The sequence below is a fragment of the Deltaproteobacteria bacterium HGW-Deltaproteobacteria-2 genome, assembly GCA_002840505.1.
Classification (GTDB): domain Bacteria; phylum Desulfobacterota; class Syntrophia; order Syntrophales; family Smithellaceae; genus Smithella.
This window is the reverse complement of sequence record PHBC01000001.1, coordinates 31977-56151: the sequence shown is the minus strand read 5'-3', so window position 1 is coordinate 56151 and position 24175 is coordinate 31977. Positions and strand designations below refer to the sequence as shown.

Here is a 24175-nt window from a genome sequence, read left to right as displayed (position 1 = left end):
TTTCAGCGAGTGTCACTAAAAAGTGAATGGTGAAAGGTGGATAGAAAAAGAAAATCGTTCAAAGTTCTATGTTAAAAATAATAGAATACTTTGGTGGCCGTCCATAATATCCTAAATAAATTATCGACTGCTACATTCACTTGCAAGTCCATAATTTGTAAAATAAATATAATGGATGATTGCTGATTGAATGGTGTGCCATTAACATTGAGAGGCGCGCCGTTTTTGGCGAGTACCTCTCGAATGCAGGGTTAGACCATAGCAGCAAGATACTACGAATATAGACCTGACCAAGTGCGCCTTTCTTATACTATGTAGTATCAAGGTACAGTTGTCGAATCGCCATATTTACAATATGGAGGACTAGAATCGAATACGGGGTCCTTCACCCCTTCCTTGATAAGCTTCTGACGATACTCAGGCCAATGCACGTTCGGGTTGTTATCTAGATTGCTGTAAGGCTCTGGAATTACGCGTGGCATTCCTGCAGCTTTTTCTTTTGCGTTTGATTGCCAAGCTCCATCGCCGAACCAGTCAACCCCGTAGAAAACAATCCACTTAACTAAGAAGCAGACATTGCTTTCCTGCATAGCAATGGCCAATAACCGATCAGCCTGTTTCCGACTACAACCCTGTGCCCAATAAAGATAGTCATGGATGATTGCAGCCCTGCTGTACTGGCCATTCGGTGATAATCCAAAAGACCAAAAAAACTGTGGGATAGAAGCAAAGTCGGTGACAAAGCCCTTTGGGACAACAATTTTTGCGCTAGTTTTGCCGATGACGTATTCCATGTCCTTATCCGTGATCCAGGTCTTATTATCTCCAAACGCAAGCATTGGAACCGGACGTGGCGCCGCGCATCCACAAATAATCCCTACAAGCACTAGGGCAATGAAAAGCGATACGTATGGTCGCATAAGATTCCTCCATGTTTAAAATGTTAATATGCTTCTTTGCTAATAACGCAAACGCCGCAATATTTATTTTAGTGAAGCATGCAGAACCAAAGGCGTCATCGACGCCCTCCGCATAATGTGGGATGGAGATTTATTAACGCCTTTTATGAACAGAAATCAAGAAAAAAAATCAAAAAAATAAGTAATTAAGATTTAAGTATTAAGTAATTAAGAAAAAAGAGAAAAATTGTTCTATGTTAGAAATAACAGATACTGGATTCCCGCCTGCGCGGGAATGACGATGACGATGAGGGATGGATTCCCGCTGGAGTAACATCCCGCAGGGAACCCCGGCGAATGCCCGGGTATGCGGGACCGGAATGACAGATGATTGAGTAGTTAAGAAAATAAATGATTCAACAAGCGTCAGTGAACTACGTTTCTGAAGCCAGGGATTCACTATCAGCAAGTTTCGAAGAAAATACTATTTAAAATTCTTCGAGCAGAAGCATCTATGCTGTTCAAACGAGCAATAAAGAGATCTGCATTAAATAAGGTAACTCAGAATATTCTAGTCAAACATCTTTCTTATTTGAGAAATTCTGTTTTCTATTGTTTGAGGTACCTGACTGGGCGGAAAGTTGCCATATTCTGTGTAAAACTCATGTACATAATGCATGGGTATTACATCTGATCGGGGATTGTAGTACTTTATACCCAGGTTTTTTATAACTTCTTTTTCTTCCGACGAACCGGTGAACCAGTCAGTTTTTCTTTCATCTGCTGTATCTTCTTCGTTAAGAATTCCAAATTTGTAAATATCGGCAAATATATAAATTGGTACCTTATGAATATATGCGGAATGTATTATTGTATTATGTCCCGCTGTATGCCCGATTTTTTTGTTTTTAATATCAACAGTATTTGCGCCGAAGAATACCTTTTGGACTTTCTCGGATGCTATCAGATTGCCAGTGATTATATCCGGAACAAAATAAATATTTTTGAACCCGGTATTTGCCAAATGATTTGCATATCTCAGACCGTCACAATAAATTAAATCATTTTTAAAATTTAACTGATTTTTACTTCTGCATTCCAAAATGTAAATAGGTATATTTTCTTTGATGTTTTCGTCTTTAACGTTTTCAAATATTTTTATTATTATGCTGCTGTATCCGAAAAGTAAAATAGGACTATGCCCGGTGAGTAACGATTTGGCATTATCTGCGATATGTTCGATGTTTCGACTCCGCTCAGTTTGAATCGCTTTAATGTGTTTGAGTATTTCCGATAGTTTTTCTTTTGTTTCTAATTTATCCGATGAGCAGATTTTATTAACAAGGGATTCAACATATTTAACTAATATATGACACGGCCTGTCTTTTTTAATGTCACCAATTTCAGAAATTGTATAATTTTTTATCATTTGAAGGGCATCTTCTTTATTTCTGCTGCAATATTTTGCGATATAACTGATTGTATCCATCATTATATCGGCCAATTGACTTGAAGACGCCGTATTCTGCATTTTGAGTTTACTGATAACCTGTTTTAATTTTGCTTTTTTCTCATCATCTGAAGGTAGATTATTAAATTCGTATTTAACATCTGTGAAGTAGGATATTTTTGATTTCAGCAAGACATCTTTGCATGACGCAATTTCTTCCGCAATATCATCAACTGTTGTTTTGCAAAGATAATCGATACCATCTATCTCATCTGATTCGCGAAGATTGAAATTAATCATTATGGATGCATCATTATGATTAACCTTGATTTCTTTTATCCAAAAACTTCTTAACCAGTGAAATTCGGATGATAACGGCATGCCGTGAGCCAGAAACAAATTATACAGGCTTTTAAATTCATCCGCTCTGTTAGAATCAATTGCCAGTGCGTCAGCGATTCTTAAATAAGCGCCTAATAACTTGACGCGGACATTATTCAATTTGATAATACTACTGTTAATATTTTCTCGTCTTCTATGCAGACGGCACAATTCGCCAATTACTTGAGCCTCGTCCTGCTGTAATCCCAGAAGTTTATAGTTTTTTTCGACGAATTGTTTTGACCGGTAATGATGCTGCTCTCGAATAGACAGATAAAGATCTTTGTTAATTTGTTTTTGTTCATCTTCGAAAAGATAAGGTATCATGCCGACATCATGAAGCCAGGCTGCGCAATACAGATAAAACCATTCTTTATCATTAAGATTGTTATTATTTGATGATTTTTTGGGTTTAGGAATGATGCTGTTAATTTTTGAAATTACACCCAGGGAATGCGCTGTGTCATGAGGTGTATAGAAATAAGGTGACAACCTGTCATCTTTCCATAAATTACGTGAAAGTGCTTCAATGTGTTTTAATCGCTCATTTAATTCCTTTGGCAGATCCATATGAACTCCTTTTTGGTTTTGAAGATTAGAAAGAATTGGCAGGTTTTGAATATAAGATCTCAACCTTTAATCAACATTAATATTATTTATTTTAGTGAAACATGCGGAACCAAAGGCGTCATTGACGCCCTCCGCATAAGTGGGACGGCGTTTAACTAACTCCTTTTTTTAATAGAATTCAAGAAAAAAATTCAAAAAGAATGTGAAAAGTGAATGGTGAAAAAAAATAGTTTTAAGATTTAAGTTTTAAGATTTAAGGGTTAAGTAGTTAAGAAGAGAAAGACAGTTCTATGTTAAAAATAACTGATACTGGATGCCCGCCGGAGTAACATCCCGCGTATGCGGGACCGGTATGACAAAGCAGAAAAAAAGATTGCCACGTTCACTGCCGTGAACTCGCAATGACAAATGTAGAAATAATGGGGACAGGCGTCCCCATTATTTCCATTGTTTATTTCCTATTTACCCAAGCTGGGTAAGTGCTTCATGAGTAGCGGCGCGTATTCGCGTTTGTTCTCGCTTACCGTTACAGGCTGCGGTTTCGCGTGCGCGATTCTCCCGGCGACACTTACATAATGGCGTCCCCGGAAAGCCAGTTCTATCGCAGTGGGCAGGGCAAGCAATCCGAATCTCGATGCCCTGATAATAAACCATAAAGCTTGAGCGCCGAACGGAGAAAAGAGAAGTTTTACAAATTCAACCATTAACTTCCTCTTGTGTGGATGATTGGTCAATTTTGAATCCGCCAATTTGACTTTCCACGGCTCTGCCATGTAAAGATCCGTTATTTTCAGATCCGGTAACCTGCTGATGACTTTTAACGCGCGGGCGAAATAGTTTTTTGGCGCATAGGTTTGAGCAATTACCCGCTTATAGCCTTCAACCAGTTGCGGGGCCGGCATGACGGGTACGAAGTTGAGCACGGTATCGACGTTATCTCCGCTGTGCGGGTTGTCGTTTTCGATGAGCCGGCCTTCTTGTTCCAGCCGTTTGAACAGGTCGGTGTTCGGCATGGCGGCAAGCAGTCCCACCATGCTCTGCGGAATACCATTGCGCCGGATAAATGCCAGCTGGCGATCAAACACGTCATCTGTATCGGTATCGAAACCCAGGATAAAACCGCCCATTACCTCTATACCTGCGCGTTGTATCTTCTCGATAGCTTTATCCATGTCGCAGGTTGCATTTTGATTCTTATTGATGGCGCTTAGCGTTGCGCTGTCCGGCGACTCGATGCCTACAAATACGGACGTGAATCCCGATCTCCTCATTAAATTCAGAAGCTCGTCATCCTTTGCCAGATCGATGCTCGCTTCGGTGAACAGCAAATACGGATAGTCGTGCTCTTCCTGCCAGTCTGCCAGGAGCTTGAGCATTTCTTTAACGGCCTTTCTGTTGGCGATGAAATTGTCGTCCACGATAAACAGGCGTCCGCGGTAGCCGGTGTCGTACAGGTCTTCAACTTCCCGCATGAATTGCCCGGGAGACTTGGTGCGCGGAATGCGGCCGAACATCTGGACTATATCGCAGAATTCGCAGTTGAACGGACACCCGCGGGAGAACTGAAGGGCCATGCAAGCGTAGTCGTACGGATTTATAATGTCATAACGCGGCGACGGGGTCAGGTCCAGGGCGGGCTTTTCCTTGTTGTCGTATACTTTTTTAGCTATGCCCAATTCGTAGTCACACAGGAACTCGGAAAGATTGTTTTCGGCCTCATAAAGAATGAGATGATCGATCTTATCCGATTCCAGATAGTCGACCGACCTGCCATAGGCTGATTGGACAAGGGGTCCTCCGGCAACAATGGTTTTCCCAAGTTCATGGCACATGTTGACGATCTTTAAAAACGATTCCCGGTGTATCCACATGCCCGTGAGAAAAACCATGTCACTTTTCTCAATGTCGCGTATTTCGAGATCGCTCACATTCATGTCGATTAAAGTGACGTCATAATTTTCCGGAAGCATGGCCGCTACGGTCATCAGCCCCAGGGGTGGCATCACCGCTTTGAATCCGGCTGCTTTGAGCGAAATGTCATGGCTCCAGAACGTTTGCGGAGTCTTCGGCTGAATCATCAGTGCATTTATTTTTTTCATGATTTCCTCCTTCTGTGGACCTATCCTGTAGTGGGAATCATTATCCTGTATGATCTCCCTTGATGATCCGCCTATAGCATATACATTGCTTTTCTGTTTGTCAATAGAAAAAGCAAAATAAAAAGCAATAAAAATAGCAAATGAAGAGACACGACGAATGCTGTCGCTGTGTGCACATAGATAACATATTGTTTTTATAATGTTATTAGCTGTTGTTAAGAAATTTTGTCATTCCGTTCCCGCATACCCGGGCATTCGCCGGGGTTCCCTGCGGGATGTTATCCGCGAGGAAATCTATGTCACTTCGACCGAAGGGAGAAGTCTTAATTCATAATCATTTTAAGATTCCTCATCCCGATGAATCGGGATTCGGAATGACATGCTTTGCTATTACGACAGACTCTCTTCCGCCGGGGTGACGAATCTGATGGGAACGTGTTAAATGTCGTTATTATTCCGATACTGTTAATGAGAATGTTCTACCTATTAGATCAAGCACTGGAGAGAGAGTGTCGTAATTGTATGTATTGAGTGTACGAAATGAATAATGTCCCCCGCTGGCGGGGGCAGGGGGTGGAAGTATTTAATATATACTTGATATTATTAGTTATATACGATTTACGTGAATTTTATCCACCTCCGTCCCGATGATTGATCGTGACACCTCCGCCAGCGGAGGACATTAGGCGGATGTCGCCGCAGTCCTTAACGAGACGAATAAATTAGATTTTGATTAATCCGATTCAGCTCATTTGTAAAACTTGTACTTATTTTCGCTATTTAGAAGCTCTTTTGCTTCTTCAACCGCTTTTTCAACGGCACTGATGACATCGGGTTTGATGTCGAAAAAGAAGCCGTTATCATTGCAGATCTTCTTGATCTTTTTCATCTCGGACATCAGAGGAGCGGGTATGCTTACCCTTAACAATACGTTTCTGAATTCTTGCTTTTGTTCTTTCTTAAAAACGGCCATATTCCACCTCCAAATCCTTTATTTGAATCTAATATAACAGCGTCTGTTGTGTTTATCAATAAAAAAAGCATACTTTATAGCATTAACCTTTGCTTTTTATATCGACAATGCAATAGGCTGTATTAAGGAAGTAAAGGGTGGATAGTGAATAGGGAAGAGAGGAAAGAAGAGGATTAGAAGATTGGAGGTTTGGAAGATTAGAGGAGTGTAAAAACAAAGTCAGAGGACAGTCTAAAAAGAAAGTGAAGGGTGAAGAGAAAAAAAGTTCAACGTTTAAGGTAAAAAATAGATTTAAAAGTTAAAAATAGTTAATCACCCTGGATTTACCAGAAAACTTCAATCCCGTGGGCCATTATCGGTAATTTATCCAACAACCAGTTGTCTGCGGCAATTTGCTCTTTGAAGCATTGTGTCCGGTAGATAGTTGTCCTCAATAACAGATTGGTATGGTATTTGAGCCACTGATGACGAATGTCCACATATGAAGTCACCCATTTTTTTTCATCACCGCCAGAGGCCGGGGGATATTCTCCAAAACGTTTCCGTAATAACCGGGGAATACGTCCTGAATGAATGTAACTGTCATAAATTACCAGCATACTGAGAGGTAACGTAAACTGATTTTGGTCAAAAAAAAGACTTGCGGGATTATAGTATGCGGCATCAAAAAACTGATCCTGGGTCTCCCGCATGATGGCATCTTCGCGCGCTGCCTGAATGAGAAGACTTTTAAAGGCAGAGTCATTGGCCAGCGGTTTGTTTCCGGTTTTTTCTATATAGGGTGATAAGTTTTGTCTGAATATTCCTCCATTCTGTACATAGAGTGATAATAACTTTTTCAAATTTCCCTGTTCGGTCGTCTGACTGCGGCCATAAGTGATCTGCCGACTGCCGTTTTTCCCATCCGGATATACTACCAGAGCGTCATATTTTCCCTCCGGGGTTCCGGTTTCAAATACGTTAACAACGCACTCGATCAGTTGTTTTGTTTTTACGTCTATCATAACGTGCTCCCTGTTAAATGTGACTGCACCCGAATTACCATTGAAGACTTTCATCAGGATTTGGACAAAGAGGAACTGGCTTGCACACAAAAGCCAGGATAAAGATATTGTCATCCTCGATTGGTGTCGGTGGTGGATTTTGTGGTTGTTTCAGTTGAATGTCCGGGAGCTTCTTTAGTATAGCCGCAGAAGTCAAGGCCTGATTCAGCAACACTACATTTGCCTGCCGTTGCATGTTCATGCCCACATTCGTTTTTACCATTTTCGATTCCTGAAATACATTTTTGGCAGGATTTAGAATTAGAGGTTTTATGGTTGCGACCGATGCGACAGGACGCATATTATGCATCACACCGACTTGTGATAATTTTACCGGTGTAACGGCCGTAAATGCAGGACCGGTTTGTTTGCCTGGCAGACTTATATTGTTTATCGTTTTAATTTTTGATGTGACATTGAGCCGCGTTTGGGTATCGAGTCGAAGCGTTTGTACATTCATGTTTTTCAGAAATATGCTCGGAATGAAGCGAAAACCACCAAACTTGCCGTTTGGTTTAATTGGAACCTGCTTGGTTTTAATCACAATTTTACGGGCGAATACAACAGCGACAGGATATGATGAACACAGTCCTTGTGGCGGATCACCTCCATCAGACAATAATCTTCCGTCATCAAATTTCCAGAATTGCGCTTTGAAAACCTCCGGTCTAAACCAGGGGCGCAGCAGTTTTGCCGAGCTGAATTCAAACCGTAAGGATTCTATGGAACTGCCTGCGTTGCCCACATTAAATCTATCCCGGATTTCCTGGGGAGCATCTGATAGTAATTTTGCAAGCTCGGCGGATGTAATCTCGAATGGCTGCCACGAACTTTCATCCAGGGCGCTTGCCGGAGTGTAACTGGTCGGAAATACGGTGACCAGGTCTTTATCACGGGTTAGAGTGTCGATATCCGGGTTAAAGCTTTTAGACCACTCTGCCCATGTGAGGTGCGGGGATTTGGAACCGAGAGCTTCTACAACAGCTTGTGCCGTTTCCACCTGATTACGATAACCTTGTGTTTCCCATTGAGCTTGCGCCTTGGCAAGATTGTTGCGAAGTTCAGGTTCCGTGACTTCATTCCATGTCTTTATTTCGTTGGGATCAGAGAGCGATTTAGCGGTGCCTGATTGTGAAGCATAGGCTTGCAACGCATTTTCATACAGAGACTGATAATTGTGATAAAGCATCAGTTGCATGCTATCGTTTATTGTCCCGTCTGAACTTTTTGTTGATAACACGTCACGTGCTTGTCTATACTTGGCTTCTTCAACATCTGTTCTTGTTGATGAAGCAAATGTTGCTTCCTGAAGGATGCTTTTATACACATTCCATAAAAAATCTTCTGCATTGGGTTCCCAGGCAATGCCCGTTGGAATCATATTGGTAATCATCGAAAATTCAATGATGTTGGCATAGGTGGCGTCATCCAATAAATTCAGCTTTGCTTTTTTATAAGACAATGGCGTTACCGGGAAACTTAAAAACGTATCGTCACTACTGAATACGTTTGCTGCCTTGGCCATGAGAGCTAATTGTGCCGCTGCATCCATAAATCAAATTTTCCTTTCTTTTTTAATTGTATAGTCTGGAGGTCTTCACCTCCAGACTATACGTTCTTTTTCAGTGCTTTTCAGTATCCCTGAGCTGATGAAGTGCCTGGTTTTCTCAAATCCATTCAGTAATATTAGGCAGGGGATCAGGCGATTTCGGAAACACATGGCATTTAAAGCCGATGATTTGAGTTCCGGGCACTCTCATTGTCTGTGTATCGCTGTCGTAGTGATAATCAGCAGAGCTTTGTCCGCTGGCAGAGCTTCGCGAGTGTGACGCGCCGAATGTGAATGGCCCCAACGATAACATGCCGCCGCCACCGGCAGAAGATCTCTCCCAACTGGAAAACGCGTCGGAAAAACCGCTCGACTTGGCGGAACACATCCACAGGTCTTTGATAAGTATCATGGTTGTCGGATAAGCCGGAATGAGGCCTTTGGGGGGAGTGCCGCCGTCTGAAACCATTTCGCCTTTGGCCTGCGGATTATTTTGATCCATGCGCCAGGTTTTACTGGAAAGATAGGCTGTCTTGAACCATGGGCGCACAATCGGCACCTGAGCAATCTTGAAACGTAAAGTGAAGTAATCGGAATCGAACTGAACATGAGACTGCGACGACCCGCTGGCACTGCTTGCGGAACCGCCGCCGCCAAAAATACCAAAATAACTCCCTCCGGCTCTGGTTTTGGAGCTTTTCATGCTATAACTTGAGTTTGAACTGTTATTGTAATCAGTTGAGGTGAAAGAAAATTCGGTCCAACCGGAAGCATCAATAAAATCTCCCGGGACTGCCGCACTGTAGAAAAAATCACTGCCGGAAGCCAGGCCGGTGAGTCGTGCTTTTTCAAGATCATCCCGATACTGGGCTTTCAGAAGGGACATGTCGCGTTGCATGACTTGATCAATAAACGCGGCGATCTGTTCGTAATCGTCTTTATAGCCGCTGGAAACCCAGTCAGCCATGGCTGCTTTGACTTTATTTCGCAGAATGTTGGCGTTGATGGCCCAATATTGCACGGCTTTCTGGTTATCGGCCGACAATGCATCAATGCGATGCATGTTATATTCCAGTGCGGCATCGATGTAATTCTTCATCTTTTCGTTGTAGACCTGAACCAAAGGACTGGGTTCCGTGACTTGTGTTTCGCTGTCATCGATAAGATTCTTTTTAGTTTTGGTGACCTGAAGCAGGTTTCTGAATTTCTCAATTTTTTGTTTTGTAGCATCAGGGAGTTCTGATTTCATCACCTGACTCATGCGCAGAATATACTCGTATCGTTCAGACAACGTTCCTTCGTTATTCATGACACTCAGGCTGGCAAATTGATTATTGGTGTTTGCCGCTACGTCGGGGACGAAATCGACCAGGCGGGCAAAATCCTCAGCCTGGCGGATAAGCTGCGCGGCATCGGTTGCGCGTAATTGTTCCAGCAGGGCAGGGGTCAGTTCAGGTTGTTTTGTTTCCTCTTTCGAACCGTCCGTATTGGTCGTGCGCATTTCATCCAAGGCGGCTTTGCGAACTACTCCGGTAAGCCCCTGCTTGAGGAATCTGAAATCTTCAGGGGATATCGGAATACCAGGGGTTGCCCAACTGAAAAAGTTATCTTCGGATTTGGGTACAGTATCGTCACCATTCGTTAAAATGTTATATACCTTACCCATGATTGAATTCAACATAACATCTGGAGCAACAAGAGCCATGACAGTACCTCCTTTAAGTTTGTTTTTTGATTAGCGAAAAATGTAGCGGCTATAAGACCAGAAGTGCGGCAACTTTATGTCCTTATAAAAATTTGTTTAACCAGCAACACCCGGGTCAGTGAATAACCGTTTACCCCGTACAGCAACGCTGCCTGCGTTACGGGTCAAACCCGTTGATTATTTGAAGCATCTTGACACACACCGCCATTGCGATTTGTTCATTATGATTCATTGATTGGTCCTCCTTTTTTATATAGTGAATTATCAACCTCTCCTCATATCAGTGCGATCAGTCCATGATACGACCATAGCCATACCGCCGGTCATCACCGTAATACAGATGGGCTGAGAAAGAGGCGTAACTGCAAGAGTTGTGAATGGCTTCATCGGCGGTTTGTGCCGAGTAGTGTTTGGGTATTTTCGGATCGGCTTGCGGTGGTTCGTACCATTCAGGAATGTGATTGTTAGCGGCGCCACTATTATTATCCACATAATGGATAACTTCATGTGCTACAATAGCCGCACGACAGTTAGGGCCGCATCCTTGTGGAAACAGTGTTGTAAAGCTCACCTTGTCGTTGAAGGTGGTGTAGGCCCGGACATTGGCTGTTCCGTCGGGTCCCGCGTATCCGTTTGCAGCCGCCTCCTTGTCCGAGTGGGCCCTGAAGATAGTCGAGCTTTTGTCGAGAGCCTGTGTGAGGCCGGCAAAATTGGCGGCAATTGTGTTCAAATATCCAAGCTTCTTGTTGGCCGGCCAGGCTGGATCAATATGGAAATGTGTCCGCAATGCCTGTTCGAACAGTGGCAACGGGAAGGTAAATGTCGCACCTGTTTGCAGCCAGGACATGTAGGCGGTCACTTGCGGCTGTGCCGCCCAGATCCATTTGAGCGCTTCGCTCTTCGCCAGCCCGGCAGCCAACAATTCCAGCAGGCCCGGCCAGTTCCGGAGCAGGACGCGTGGCTCTTGATCCGGTTTGTCCGTTGCCCAATCATAGCGGCAGTAGGAATCGCCTTTAAAGAAATAGGCTTTTCCTTTGTAAGAACCGCGTCCGTTAAGACAGGCGTCAAACCCGGTAGCGAAGACGCCCGGCAGATTCCAGGCGCTGAGAGGCTGTGGATACCCCGCATCGATACGTTCAGTAGCCCAGTCGTAGCGGACGTAGGAATCATTTTTAAAGAAAAAGGCTTTACCCTCAAACGGTCCTTCGCCATTGAGGCAGGACGTTATGCCAGTGCCAAAATCACCGGGGAGGCCCCAGGCACTCAGTGGTTGCGGAAATCCAGCGTCACCGCTGTCCGATTTCCAGTCATAACGGGCATATTCACCGGCCTTGAAGAAATAGGCTTTACCGGCATATTTGCCTCTGCCGTCAAGCGCGGCATCAAAGTCGCCCGCAAAAGCCAGGGACAATTTCCATGCCCTCAGAACAGGTTCGGTTCCAAACTCGGTCTTATCGGATGCCCAGTCGTATCGGAAATATTGGTCGCCTTTGAAAAAGTAGGATTTCGCGGCGTATGGGCCGCCGCCGTTGAGGCTTGCATCGATCCATTGACCTGTCATAATTTGTTCTCCTTTCAGGTGTTTTATTCTGCGTTACTTGTTTGTTGATCCCTGTATGTTTAGGGGTCAGGACTTGAAAGATAAGCTTTCAGTGTCCAGCTTAAGTTGCAGATTTATTTTAATGAAACATGCGGAACCAAAGGCATCATCGACGCCCTCCGCATAGTGTGGGACTTTTGTTGAAGCAGGTTTTAAATAACTTCATTCAATAAAGAATGCAAGAAAAAAGTATTAAGATTTAAGGGTTAAGAGTGAATGGTGAAGCGTGACTTAAAAGAGACTGGATTCCCGTCGGAGTAACATCCCGCGTATGCGGGACTGGAATGACAAAGAAGAAATATTTCACCATTACTCAATCCCTTCCCTCAAGCAAGAAAAGAAGATTTATATTTCCATGACTTCTTTCACGATTGGATCACTTATGACTTCATCATCCTTCATCATACTCCAGGCAATATGATAGCCTAATTCGCGATATGCCTCGAATTGTTTTTCATTGAAGAATTGATCGCTTGTCGGTTCTTCGGGGAAAGAAGGATGTTCTCTCTTATAACCGTAGATGTCGGCGCTCAGTCCTTCGCAGAACGTTGTATTAATATAAATCAGTCTTCCCTTGCTGTTGTCGGCATATATTATTTTAGCCTTCAGAAAGCCCCTCTTTGCCACTTTGACCTGATCCATTTTCTTTGATGGCATAAGATCTTTCAGCATTTCATCTTCAATTATAATTAGAGCTCCAAAATCCGTGCGCACTTTTTGCATGGCATTGGCTAATTCGGAAAAAGTGCATTGGGGGTCAGCCGCGCCGTCGCAAACAATGATTAGTTTTAATCTGCGGCGAATCATCTCATACAGGGCAAGATTTTCAAAATGACCTCCATCCGTAAGCTGGAGAAAATATGCCTTCTCATTTAATCTGTAACGAAAGATAATTTCCCACAGGCCGGGCCAAAAATAATTCGGTGCGGAAGGTCTGATCGCGCCTTCCGATTCGTGAGGATTAGGATTGGGTACCCAGTAACCAAGACGTAGATTCAATATCCCCATGAGTATTGATAATAAAGGCTGACGCGTAATTCCATCCCCACCACAGCCCGCATCCGGATTTACGGCAGCTCCCGAAATTGCCATAGCGGAAGCAAGGGTCAATTCTCCTCCCATGTATTTCTCGGTTTTGAGCCATCCCGTAGCGTTGCCGCCGCAATAAAGGGGACTCATAATGAAATTGTCACCACCGCGCCCACGAAATATCGCTCTTTTGGAAGATGGAAGAACCACGTTTGTATTGATGATGTGGTACGGACCGAAATACTCCGGATTTCCCTTTTTGTCGAAAACTTCATGGAGCCTTTTTTCATTCGCTTCTTCGGCCTTGTGCGATCTTTTATAATCATTCGTCATTATACTTGCTAAATCGGGCATGAATGTTTCCATCAGGCGGTCACGGTAGTAACGGTGGACAGAGACGTGATTTAAATTAACTAAAATCGCGAAGATCACAACAGCAGCGGCTAAGATTACAGTCACATTAACTGGAAACCATACAGGTATTTGCAGTGACGTCTGATAAGCAAGAATCAGTATCCCGAATAAAAGCGCAGCAGTACCGATAGCCACGAAAAAGCCAACGGTAATTTTACTAGACTTGACCTTATTTGTTTTGAAAAAGGCCGCAATGCTGGATATGACACCGACAATAATGGAAATAACAGAAACACCGGTTGCCTGTATGTCCGTTCCTGTAATTGAGGAATATATGCGTTTTAAAGCATCTGAATTCAGACTTTTGTCTAACCATTCACTTACAAAAGGTATGCTGCCCAAAACCGCCAATGCGAGAGCCAAAGGCAAAAGAATTCCCGCTAACTTTTCATAGCCGCGGCGCAGAAAATAAGCCTTGTTCTTTGTACGTTTGAAAATATATGTTCCAAGGGAATAAAACGGCAGCGTTACAAGATACGATACCAATATCAAAGATGCTGTTAACAGGAAACAGTTTAAACCCGGAAGCATTATCGGACAATATAAACTCGACATATTAAGCAGTAAGAAAAGAAGGACGAGCAGTGCAAAATACGTAAACAGTCCGAGGGCAATTCCACGCAGCAAAACAGCTATAAGCGAAAAGATGTTGATGCCGCTGCCGGGAGTAAGGTATTTGGCATTTTGCCGCAAATAATGCAGCAGCTTACCGCGGACCTTCACGCTCATCGAGTCTTTTGTACAGTCTTCATCCGGTTTGTTATTCACTTTACCGCACATCGGATAAGTAACGTAAGGAAAATTGTCAGGGCTGGTATCAAAGTCTTTATCTAACAATTGCCATTTCTTACTTAAAAGCCAGGTCAGACTGGTCCCGATATATCCGCCGCCGGATACGGTTGAAAGATAGTCTATTTTACTCAACCAGTTTTTATAAGCCAGCGCCTGCATGATGCCCAGAGAAAAGCTGGCGGAACGAATCCCTCCGCCGGAAAGAGAAAGGCCTGCGAGATCTTTAGTTTGTTTTGGTTCTTTTTCATATTTTTTGTTAATTAACTGTAATTCGGCATCGATAATATTCTTTGCTCCAAAATATTCCAAGTCTTCACTGTCGCCGATAACATAAAAACTTTTCTTATCATGTTTTTTGCCAGCGCCTTTTCCCATAACTTTCCTCCTGCAATTATACGGCAATTGATATTTTATTAAGTCTATCGGTTATGATGGCGGTTAATGGACATTACCGATGTCCATTCGAATATCGCAGAGATGAAACTTTTCTAATGCTTTATTTTAAATACATGCTGATGCGGCCGCTACCTCTACTACTTTAGTTATCAGATCGATAGCCTGCTTTACCCGTTTGATCGCGTCACCAACTTTAGAAATATCCTTATCCGCGTCATCAACTGCCTTTATTGCTTTATTTAGACCATCTATGGCTTTTTTGTACGCTGGCTTTTCGCATTCGAGATCTTGTACAATAGCAACCATCGCAAGCTTGATCAGCTTATCCTGTTGAATCAACAGCTGCCTGCTGGAAATACCCGACTGTTTAACAGCAAGGTTGTTGACGCGTGATGCCAGGCCGGCAGTTTTTTCCACTAATTCATGGCTCATGTATCTACCTCCATTTATGATTTTGTCTGAGACAGGCTTCTATAGAATTTATTCGCCCTCTGGACTTCCTGGACCAAGCCTTTCAGTGCTTCAATGCTATTTTGTTTTTGATCTAATGAAACTCTTATTTCTTTATGTGCGGCAGGTATTTTTTCTATTCCTTTGTTGATTGCATCCAGTGATGCCGATATCTCCTCGATTTCCTGTAATTGATCGGCAATATTTTTGTCATAGTCATAACGAAGGGGCGAGTTATACTGGGGTCTGGCTGCATTTGCATGGTTAATGATTGATTTGCGAGCCTCTTCAATAAATCCTTTAATTTTTGTATTGCTTCCCGTTAGGAGCTTCGTAAGTGTTTGCAGATCCTCCTGTGACGAATCCATGATGGTTTTTAATGCATCAATTCGCTTTGCTTCAACGATGGGCCGGCTTAATGTATCAACCAGTGTTCCAAAAATTCCTGCAACTTTTGCGGCGTTAGCAGCATCAACAGCATTTGTTTTTTCTATCAATGTTTGCAGGCTACTTGAAAGTTCTATGGAAGCCTTGTCGATATCTGACAAATAATCTTTTGAAGCCAGTACACTCAATACATTGAGGTATTTTACAAGAACCTCGAAAGCTTGCTCTCTGTATCTTAGAGCAGGAGTAATATCAAAACTCTGCCCACCTATCAACGGCTTGAAGGTGTTTAAATCTATCGGCTTGTCTTCAGCTGCGGTTACGACAAAACGTGCCTGAAGTTTTTCAATTCGCGTGTACGTGTCCGTTGTATTCGTTAAAAGAGACTGGCTTGAATCCTTCAGCACCTTATATTTGCCAACCGGTGCACTTGCGCAGGCCGAAAGAACTATGACGCAGAATAAAGACATCAGAGCAAGTCGACCAATTTTTATCTTTTTCATAACGAAATTACTCCTTTTAGTTAATTTGAAAAATTGTAATATATCGTTCACGGAGTCAGGCCTCGAAATATAAAATTTCAGATCTCCGTTAAAATTGCTAATTTATTTTAGTGAAACATGCGGAACCACAGGCATCATCGACGTCCTCCGCATAATGCAGGATATTATCGAATCGCGTTTTAAATAACTCCATTGAAACAACATTGCAAGAAAAAACAGGAAATCAATGACAAAATCCCTCTTTCGAGGGGGGTAAGGGGGAGGGTTGGAAAGAATTTTTATTCTTGAGTTCCCTTTGGGCAAGGAGACTGATCGGGTTATTTGTTTTTCAACACGGGAAAAACCAACTTGCCGCCATGCTCGCCGATAAGTGAGACCACCGGCAGGCAAAAGAAAATCAAGACCGGCACAATCAAATCCGTTCCTGCAGGGTTTTGCAGGATTGCGGGCTTGAATATGAGAGCCGCCATGATGATCAGATCGGCAATCAACAGCAAAAAGGAAAAAATAGTTTTCCTTATAATTAGCGGGTTAGCTTTGCCCGAATAATTAACAAGCCAGGCGAGGAGTCCAGTACCGATGGCTACCGGCAAAGAAAGTGTTCCCAGAATGTAGAGGTAGAAAATGGCATCAAGAAGTCCCTGTAACGGACTGATCAGGTAATACCAGGCGAGAAAAAGAGGCGCGATGATAAAGACGGCCATGGGAAAATGAACGACCATGGGATGCGGATGCCTCTTAAAAAATGGATAGGCTTCCATAAACTGCATCAGCCATTCCGGAAGAAACGGTGGTCTGTCCGCTTTTTCTTTAGCCAGTGTGCCTTTTTCCTGAATCTTTATCAGGATGTCCTTGCCGTGTGGTGAGGCGGCAATGGCCTCTGTCAGATCGGTACCTGCCTGATGCCGGTTCATATGCATACCGTTTTTCCAGAGTCGGTTGCCCGTAACTTCATAGATCTTGCCTTCCACAGCGACATAAGCAGGGCGGCCTTCCTTGCCATCGTGCTTTAATAAAGTTTCCCGGTCGATCTCCATGTTATGCACCTCTCTGGGTTGAGTTTATTGTTTTTCTGAACGAATTTCAAGCCAAATGCCTCCAAAGTTTATCAACTTGCGGGCTGGCTATTTTTATTTCCTTTGAAAAGCACGGGCACGGCAGCCGGCAGATAAAAAACTGCCAGAAGCAGCAAAGCAAAAAAGGCCGGCTGGAATTCGCGCTGATTTTGCATTCCCTGAATGAGATAGGCAATGATTAACAATATTCCTGTCAGATGATGAGCACGGATGGTCAGCAAATTTGCCGGTATCAGCAGAGATGGTTCGTTGAAGTACTTGCTCAGGATGCTGAATGCCTGCACTGTCCAGGGCAGAGTTACAAAAGCAAGATAAATCCAAAAACTTGCCATATTCAATAGCGGTGCGAATAAAATTGTTGAATATGCCAAAGTCATGGCGATACCGTAAAGCCAGAAAGCTTTTTCTGCGCCGAACCTGACAACCAGATTGTTTTTACCTGCCGCTGCGTCGTCGTTTCTGTCCGGTATTTCGTTGATTATTATCATGGCAAACATCATGAAGCCCATAGGTAACAAAACCAGAAAGGCCTCCCGGGAAAAAGAAATCGTCTGCACGACAAAGGCTCCCATGCCGATGGTGAAACTGAAATTGATTAATTGAGAAATTTCTCCAAGACCGCGGTAGCCGTATCGGATCGGCGGCGCTGTGTAGAAGTAGGAACTTCCCATACCGAGGCAACCGAAGGCAAGTATCCACCAAGTCTGAACCGTGCAAAGATACAGTCCGATGATGATGGTTAACAGATAGAAAGATGTAAAAACCATGCGCATATGTTTGTGCTGAATCATGCCTCTGGTTAATGTGCCGCTGCCGCCGGCATAGGGATTTCTTTTATCGGGGCAATCGACGGCGGCGTGATAATCGAAATAGTCGTCAGTCATATTCAACGCTATATGGTTGAGCGTCACTCCCAGCACTGTCAGCAAGAAAAACCATTGATTCATGAAACCGGTTAGCGCCCAGGCCACAACTGTGCCCAAAATGGCCGGCAGAAAACTGGCAGGGACAAAATGATAACGAAAGGCAATCCACCATACTTTAACCAATTCTTGCATTCCCCGTGCTTCAGTAAGTGAGTTATTGTGTCGTATTCGTAAATCTTTCAGCGGATTTATTGCGGTTAGTGAAAGGGTTTTATCTTTCACGCTTAACTTGTAACACAAGAATAATCAGTCTGTCAAAAAAGATTTAACGGCAACGGATCAGCTATGGTCTATGTTAAAAAGATAGATTTAAGTAATTAAGAAAAAACTATGAAGAGTGAAGAGTTAGCAGCGTCCCAACTCGCTTGCTCTCAGCGAGTGTCACTATGCTGTTTTCCCCTGCGGTGTTTGCCGCAGGGGAAAACTAAGATAACTATATTATTTTTTACGCTTGCTTCTAAATTCCGCTAAATAGCCCTTAACCTCTTCCAGTTCGGCTTTGGAATAGTATCCCTTTGCGGCAAATTCATCCCAAATAGGAATGAGTCTCTTTTTCCAAACATCAATCTCAGCCGGCGTCATCTTAACTTCTTTCATGCCGTATTTATACATGGCTTTCAGGGATTTTTCATTGCTTGCGCGGACTTTCTGCCTGAATTCTTTTTCTATTGCCATTGCATAATTATCCATAGCAACTTGAACATCCTTAGGCAACAGGTTCCATGTCGGTATCGTGAGCATGCCGCCTGCCGGCGAATATCGTATGTGAATAGGATTAATGTATTTCATGACTGTATACATCTGAGTACCAACCGCCCAGAGAGCCGGGGTGATGAAGGCATCGCAAACGCCTGTACGGATGGAAGCAGCTATCTCAGGCACGCGAATCGGCAATGGACTTGCGCCCATGGCTTTCAAAGTTCTCTCTTCCAACGGTCCGTACCATGTTATGACACGGCTGTTCTTAAAATCCTCAGGAGTTTTGATTTCACGTTTCGTGGAATAGATTTGGTCAAAATCCTGTTCTCCCATCAAAATAAGGTGATACCCCCTCTTTTCAAACCACTTACTAATGCGGGGTCTTAGCTTGGAGTAAACATATTCCACCTCGTCATAATTATCAAACAGGAACGGGAGTTCCATCAATGATAATTCCGGGCAAGCCATTACCAGTCCCTGTCCGGAAAATGCGCCTCCATGCAACTGCATATTGCGCAACTTGGCTAATATATCCTGGTCATCGCCCATTGAACCGCCCCAATACCAATCCAAAACTACCTGTCCGTTTGTCGCCTTGTACATTCCGGGAGTAACCATGTCTTTGATTAAGGCAGCCCAGCCCACTCCATCCGGAGCCAGCGTACCCATCTTAAGAACATATACTGTTTTACCGTTTCTAATTTGTTTAACGTTATCAGCTCCCCATGCTACTTGAGACAAGGCTCCGATAAAAAACACGATGAGCCCCATGCATAGAAGCCCTACAACCCTTTGTTTCATAAAACACTCCTTCCCGAAATACGATTAAAGCACTTTAAAAAAATTTTATTGAACTTCATTTTATAATGAATGTTCATTATATAAAAATTCATACATGTAATTATTTGTCAAGTTAATATTTGAGTATATTATGGCCGCAAGATTGGGGGAGTAAAAAGTGCCTGCCTGGGATTGAAATATTGTGGGAATTTAGAAAATAATTGAAACATTACGGGCAGTTATAATAACGGACCATATTTTTACATGCCGTCAGGATAATCTCGACTTGTCGAATTGTATAAGAATCTTACAGGATTTATACCTAAATACCCTGAATAACCTGAAGGTCATCTTATGGCACTATAGAGGCACCTTTACTGCAAACAAATATATTAATTAATCTGGGAAAACTGAAGATTAACAATTGAAAAAGAGTAACGTGAAAGTTAAGAGATACGGCGGGGAAAAGTTATCGGCCACTTAAAAACGCTCCCGCGTCCTTTGCCGTAATTTTCGGGAGCTCTTTCATGGGCACATGGCCCACTCCATTGTAAACGATCATGCGGGCATGAGGGATGTCTTTTTTCTCCTGTGGTTTATAGAAGTCAGTCAGATTGAATTATTATTTTGATAAGAACGTCATCTTTGTGAACGGAAGTATAGGAAGCATGATCTTGTATGTCAATTAAATCTTGTAGCGCAAATACTGTTTCCATCAGGGGATAGAATCAGTTACTGGAACCAAATGACGAAAAGTCCTAAATCATCTTGACAAGTAAAATCCTTCTTCATATACTCTTTAGCGAAAAAACAATTCTTATCAAAAAAACATTTTAGATTATAGTGAAATAAAATGAGCATTTCATTGATAGTTCCGGGTTCATTAAAAGGTTGGATCGGAGGCTCAGAACAGGTCCTCTGTGAGGGTAAAACCATAGGGGAGTGCATTGATGATCTTGAATCTAAATTCCCCGGTTTTAGACATAGGGTATTTGATGAGAAGGGAGAAATTAATAGTTCCGTTATGATTTTTATTGACGGACAAAATCTCCGATCACTTAACGGCCTGGCCACTCCTGTGAAGGATGGCGATGAGGTCAGTATTATTCCTTTTGCGGCGGGCGGGTGATAAAAAATGATTTTAGATGAACCGGATTCCCATTTTATCTTTGTATTCCATCCAAAAATATTCGAAGGCAAGAAGTATACGGTGTATGAGGGACGAGAACTTACCAACGGTGAGGTTCTTAAATACTGGGGGAAGTGGATTTTCTTTGGAGATAAATCACAGCTTGATGAATGGGCCCGAAAACTTGATCCGTACGTAGAAAACGAAACGATACCCTGCATCAAATATGATCGTATACCTCCTGCAAACCTAGGTCTGACGGAGCTTGTCATGATGGTATACTGCGATAAGCGTAAAAGTGAAGAGATCTGGCAGATACTCCAGCAGCATGGAGTAAAGATCAAAGCCTGGGTTTCGGAATGGGAGACGATGGAGATGTGGAAACCCGGCGGGGTGCTTTTGGAACAGTGGATTAAATCAATGAATTTCAATGAAGAGCAGGCACAGGCTACTCGGGAGCATGCGGGGAGAACCATGGGCTATATTTTCGATCACCCCGATGAGATATTTACTCCATGGGCACAGTGAGAATGAATTGCTAAGGAACGGTCGGAGGATTTGAACATGGATGAATTTGCAAAACAGTTGAAGGTTCCACCCTTAGATCCAAATTATTTTATTCTCGATGAGGACAGAATTAATATAGACAGGATGGCGAAACTCTCAGACAAGCATCCGATCAACATCCTGATCACCGGTCATCAGGGATGCGGCAAATCTTCGCTGGTGAGACAGTTTGCCAGTTATTATCAGAGGCCTATGGTTACCTTTCAGGTAGGGCTTCTCTCAGAGGCCGGGCAACTTTTCGGGCAGCAGAGGTTGAAAGATGGCGAGACCTTTTATCAGAGTTTCCTGTTTCCCAAGGCGATTCGTGTTCCCGGGTGTGTCATACATCTGGAAGAAATCAACAGGTCGGAAAATCCCCATGCCCTGAATGAGCTGTTTTCAGTACTATCAGAGGAGCGAAGTATCTGGATTGATGAGCTTGGAATGGTTGGTGTAGCTCCCCGGGTGATTTTTTTTGCTACGATGAATGAAGGTGTAGAATTTTCGGGTACCGATGAGATGGATGCCGCGCTGAAAGACCGGTTTTATCGCATTCATCTGCAATACCCTCCTGTGAATGTAGAAAAAGAGATCCTCGTTTCTAAAACCGGTATTACGCCGTCTCTGGCAACTGATATTCTCAATATTGTAAGCAAACTGAGGGGTAATAAACAGACGCCTATTGATATCTCTATACGGCACTCTCTGATGATTGCGGAACTTGTAGCCATGGGGGCGCCGCTACGGGATGCCGTTATCTATAGTCTTCAGATTTCGATGGATATTCTCGAGTCGTTGCTCCTCTCCATTCATGTAGAAACGGGTGACACAGAGGTGGAACCTCATCGTTACGAACGATATGTTCCACCAGGTTATATTCCATCGTAGTGAGGCTGAATCACGGGTATGAATCCCAAAGCAAGCTTTAGAAACAGATTCCGCAGCAAGCTGCGGGGTATTAAACCCTCCGCTTCGCTTTCGGAATTGGAGTTTCAACAATAAAACCGGTGAGTGCCCAAATGGCCGATAGTAATAAAGATACGCCAGTGAACTCCGAAAAGGCATACTCCAGATACTGGCGGAAGAACTATTCCCATCTTGAGGCGACTGAACTGACTACAGTTCTGGCTGCCATGCGTAAGGTGGCCGCGCACATCGGACGTAATGTCAAGCCTGTTTACTGGCAGGGCATGTCTGCTTCTCCCACTGACTCTATTGTCCTGAATCCGGACGCAGTCCGGGGAACTTATCCTGTTCCTTTCCAAAAAATTGACGTTCTGGTCGGAGAGATTGTCCGTGAGGGCTTCTCGTGTATTGAATGGAGTGATTGGGTCACAGATCAGGTCGTGCGAAAAACTTCCTTCCCCGTGGAATGGATGAAAGATTATCTCAGTAGTTTTATTTCTGTCGCAGAAGACCTGTATATAGACGAACGCGTTGGCCCGACTGTCTGGCGCCTTTATCTCTCCAAGTATTGGAAATCCATCGCCGGTAAAATGGAAAGAGATCCTTCTCTCCCACCATCAGCATCAAGTTTGGCATGTGTTTGGCGGAAAAGACTATTCCTGCAAACATTACCTCCCCATCTTCATCATTACTATGATGATCTGGTGAATATCTTAACGCAATACTCTGATGCTATTAGACAGGTCAAGAATCTTTCCACGCTGACGGAGAGGAGAAACAGGAGAGTCGAGATATACCTTGAGATCTGGGGTCGCATTTCTTCTATTATTATGGAGTGGGAAACGCCTCCCTTCTATCCCGAGGGGGTGAATATCTATGATGAGGGCAATCCCAACAAGGCCGATATTCCTGAGTTAAAAGAAAAAAAGGAAGATAATAGCGATGGTGATAGCGATGATGCTAAAGAAAAAGAGGAGGAATCACATGGCCTCGAAGAAGAACTTGCCGCTCAGATCAGTTCCAAACTGGATGAGGGAACGTCTGACCTGACAGAACATCTATCGGTGATTCTTAATGATCCCCAGACACAACAAATGAATACGATTTTCAGCCGGGCGGTTGCCAGGTGCAATGTAAGTGCGGATCAATCACAAGTGAGACGTTTAAAAAGAATTTTCCAGAAACAGCAGGCCTTTATCAGAAGATCGAAAAAAAGAGGTATCATCAGGAACGTGGATATGGGAAAAATAGATGCCCGGAGACTCTATCGTGTACCTCTGGCTGATGGTAAGATATTTAAAAGGAGAGATATTTCAGGTACTGACTACTCATGGAACATCAATATTGTAGCCGACGCTTCTGCTTCTATGGCAGGAAAGAAATCAAACGATAGACCATGGAAAGCGGCGGAAAGGACTTTTGTCTCCCTTACGGAAGCGGCGAAAGGTTTTTCCAATCATTTGGAAGTTTTCGGTTATCAGGAACAGACTCGACAGTGCAATCTCTTACGGCTTTACCAGGAAGGTGAATTATATACCATAGAGCCTTCAGGCCGAACCCCGACTGGTCAGGCAATTATGGCTGCTGCAATGCTCATGAAAAAAGATGACCGCAGAAAAATGATCATTCATATTACCGATGGGGCTGCAAATTGCGGAATCAACGTATTGGACGCTATTGAGTACTGCCAGAAAAACAAGATCGAACTTATAACTATCGGGTGTGGATGTAATCTCCAGACAAAACAGTTTCTGCTGGAAAGGTATCCCCATGGAACGGTTTACCTGATGGATGACATTAGAAATTTATCGAAAGGTCTGGAAAATCTATTTAGGGATAAGCTTTTAAAGAAAGCTCCTTGATGATTGAGCAA

At 43.4% G+C, this 24175-nt stretch carries 18 protein-coding genes; 4 read left to right on the top strand and 14 right to left on the bottom strand.

The genetic code is table 11. The features are described 5' to 3' along the window. Positions 1-320: 320 nt before the first annotated feature. From CVU62_00250 to CVU62_00185, 14 genes are all read right to left on the bottom strand, one after another. Positions 321-839, bottom strand: coding sequence for a hypothetical protein (locus CVU62_00250; GenBank protein PKN39426.1), 519 nt, complete (start codon positions 837-839; stop codon positions 321-323). Between the two features lie 631 nt (positions 840-1470). Beyond that, the gene (locus tag CVU62_00245) at positions 1471-3300 is read right to left on the bottom strand and encodes a hypothetical protein (GenBank protein PKN38667.1); all 1830 of its coding nucleotides are present in this window, start codon (positions 3298-3300) and stop codon (positions 1471-1473) included. Between the two features lie 458 nt (positions 3301-3758). Continuing rightward, positions 3759-5399 (bottom strand): B12-binding domain-containing radical SAM protein, encoded by a 1641-nt coding sequence (locus tag CVU62_00240; GenBank protein ID PKN38666.1) that lies wholly within the window; start codon positions 5397-5399, stop codon positions 3759-3761. 748 nt (positions 5400-6147) lie between these two features. Further along, complete coding sequence (locus CVU62_00235; GenBank protein PKN38665.1) at positions 6148-6372, bottom strand: hypothetical protein; 225 nt, start codon at positions 6370-6372, stop codon at positions 6148-6150. 323 nt (positions 6373-6695) lie between these two features. Beyond that, on the bottom strand, positions 6696-7376 hold the full coding sequence (locus CVU62_00230) for a peptidoglycan-binding protein (GenBank protein PKN38664.1): 681 nt from the start codon (positions 7374-7376) through the stop codon (positions 6696-6698). 34 nt (positions 7377-7410) lie between these two features. Then, positions 7411-8967: a hypothetical protein gene (locus tag CVU62_00225; protein PKN38663.1), complete on the bottom strand. Its 1557-nt coding sequence runs from the start codon at positions 8965-8967 to the stop codon at positions 7411-7413. A 115-nt stretch (positions 8968-9082) separates the two neighbouring features. Continuing rightward, on the bottom strand, positions 9083-10669 hold the full coding sequence (locus CVU62_00220; GenBank protein ID PKN38662.1) for a hypothetical protein: 1587 nt from the start codon (positions 10667-10669) through the stop codon (positions 9083-9085). A 289-nt stretch (positions 10670-10958) separates the two neighbouring features. Continuing rightward, the gene (locus CVU62_00215) at positions 10959-12230 is read right to left on the bottom strand and encodes a hypothetical protein (GenBank protein PKN38661.1); all 1272 of its coding nucleotides are present in this window, start codon (positions 12228-12230) and stop codon (positions 10959-10961) included. A gap of 384 nt (positions 12231-12614) precedes the next feature. Then, on the bottom strand, positions 12615-14879 hold the full coding sequence (locus tag CVU62_00210; GenBank protein PKN38660.1) for a hypothetical protein: 2265 nt from the start codon (positions 14877-14879) through the stop codon (positions 12615-12617). A gap of 126 nt (positions 14880-15005) precedes the next feature. Further along, on the bottom strand, positions 15006-15332 hold the full coding sequence (locus CVU62_00205) for a hypothetical protein (GenBank protein ID PKN38659.1): 327 nt from the start codon (positions 15330-15332) through the stop codon (positions 15006-15008). A 14-nt stretch (positions 15333-15346) separates the two neighbouring features. Next, positions 15347-16240, bottom strand: a complete 894-nt coding sequence (locus CVU62_00200) for a hypothetical protein (protein PKN38658.1) — start codon at positions 16238-16240, stop codon at positions 15347-15349. A gap of 317 nt (positions 16241-16557) precedes the next feature. Next, positions 16558-17277 carry a hypothetical protein gene (locus tag CVU62_00195; GenBank protein ID PKN38657.1) on the bottom strand — a complete coding sequence of 240 codons (720 nt, stop codon included), beginning with the start codon at positions 17275-17277 and terminating at the stop codon, positions 16558-16560. Between the two features lie 71 nt (positions 17278-17348). Then, complete coding sequence (menA, locus tag CVU62_00190; GenBank protein ID PKN38656.1) at positions 17349-18374, bottom strand: 1,4-dihydroxy-2-naphthoate octaprenyltransferase; 1026 nt, start codon at positions 18372-18374, stop codon at positions 17349-17351. A gap of 306 nt (positions 18375-18680) precedes the next feature. Continuing rightward, on the bottom strand, positions 18681-19742 hold the full coding sequence (locus CVU62_00185; GenBank protein ID PKN38655.1) for a C4-dicarboxylate ABC transporter substrate-binding protein: 1062 nt from the start codon (positions 19740-19742) through the stop codon (positions 18681-18683). Between the two features lie 832 nt (positions 19743-20574). On the opposite strand from CVU62_00185, the gene CVU62_00180 reads away from it, so the two are divergent. From CVU62_00180 to CVU62_00165, 4 genes are all read left to right on the top strand, one after another. Further along, the gene (locus CVU62_00180; GenBank protein ID PKN38654.1) at positions 20575-20850 is read left to right on the top strand and encodes a molybdopterin synthase sulfur carrier subunit; all 276 of its coding nucleotides are present in this window, start codon (positions 20575-20577) and stop codon (positions 20848-20850) included. Positions 20851-20856: 6 nt separating this feature from the next. Beyond that, on the top strand, positions 20857-21378 hold the full coding sequence (locus CVU62_00175) for a hypothetical protein (protein PKN38653.1): 522 nt from the start codon (positions 20857-20859) through the stop codon (positions 21376-21378). Positions 21379-21414: 36 nt separating this feature from the next. Further along, positions 21415-22284 carry a CbbQ/NirQ/NorQ/GpvN family protein gene (locus CVU62_00170; GenBank protein PKN38652.1) on the top strand — a complete coding sequence of 290 codons (870 nt, stop codon included), beginning with the start codon at positions 21415-21417 and terminating at the stop codon, positions 22282-22284. 131 nt (positions 22285-22415) lie between these two features. Then, positions 22416-24164, top strand: coding sequence for a hypothetical protein (locus CVU62_00165; GenBank protein PKN38651.1), 1749 nt, complete (start codon positions 22416-22418; stop codon positions 24162-24164). Positions 24165-24175 lie beyond the last annotated feature (11 nt).

Bases quoted from the DNA above. Each gene is read 5' to 3' on its own strand.
- CVU62_00250 (PKN39426.1), bottom strand. From the start codon at position 839: ATGCTTGCGTTTGGAGATAATAAGACCTGGATCACGGATAAGGACATG.
- CVU62_00245 (PKN38667.1), bottom strand. From the start codon at position 3,300: ATGGATCTGCCAAAGGAATTAAATGAGCGATTAAAACACATTGAAGCA.
- CVU62_00240 (PKN38666.1), bottom strand. From the start codon at position 5,399: ATGAAAAAAATAAATGCACTGATGATTCAGCCGAAGACTCCGCAAACG.
- CVU62_00235 (PKN38665.1), bottom strand. From the start codon at position 6,372: ATGGCCGTTTTTAAGAAAGAACAAAAGCAAGAATTCAGAAACGTATTG.
- CVU62_00230 (PKN38664.1), bottom strand. From the start codon at position 7,376: ATGATAGACGTAAAAACAAAACAACTGATCGAGTGCGTTGTTAACGTA.
- CVU62_00225 (PKN38663.1), bottom strand. From the start codon at position 8,967: ATGGATGCAGCGGCACAATTAGCTCTCATGGCCAAGGCAGCAAACGTA.
- CVU62_00220 (PKN38662.1), bottom strand. From the start codon at position 10,669: ATGGCTCTTGTTGCTCCAGATGTTATGTTGAATTCAATCATGGGTAAG.
- CVU62_00215 (PKN38661.1), bottom strand. From the start codon at position 12,230: ATGACAGGTCAATGGATCGATGCAAGCCTCAACGGCGGCGGCCCATAC.
- CVU62_00210 (PKN38660.1), bottom strand. From the start codon at position 14,879: ATGGGAAAAGGCGCTGGCAAAAAACATGATAAGAAAAGTTTTTATGTT.
- CVU62_00205 (PKN38659.1), bottom strand. From the start codon at position 15,332: ATGAGCCATGAATTAGTGGAAAAAACTGCCGGCCTGGCATCACGCGTC.
- CVU62_00200 (PKN38658.1), bottom strand. From the start codon at position 16,240: ATGAAAAAGATAAAAATTGGTCGACTTGCTCTGATGTCTTTATTCTGC.
- CVU62_00195 (PKN38657.1), bottom strand. From the start codon at position 17,277: ATGGAGATCGACCGGGAAACTTTATTAAAGCACGATGGCAAGGAAGGC.
- menA (PKN38656.1), bottom strand. From the start codon at position 18,374: ATGCAAGAATTGGTTAAAGTATGGTGGATTGCCTTTCGTTATCATTTT.
- CVU62_00185 (PKN38655.1), bottom strand. From the start codon at position 19,742: ATGAAACAAAGGGTTGTAGGGCTTCTATGCATGGGGCTCATCGTGTTT.
- CVU62_00180 (PKN38654.1), top strand. From the start codon at position 20,575: ATGAGCATTTCATTGATAGTTCCGGGTTCATTAAAAGGTTGGATCGGA.
- CVU62_00175 (PKN38653.1), top strand. From the start codon at position 20,857: ATGATTTTAGATGAACCGGATTCCCATTTTATCTTTGTATTCCATCCA.
- CVU62_00170 (PKN38652.1), top strand. From the start codon at position 21,415: ATGGATGAATTTGCAAAACAGTTGAAGGTTCCACCCTTAGATCCAAAT.
- CVU62_00165 (PKN38651.1), top strand. From the start codon at position 22,416: ATGGCCGATAGTAATAAAGATACGCCAGTGAACTCCGAAAAGGCATAC.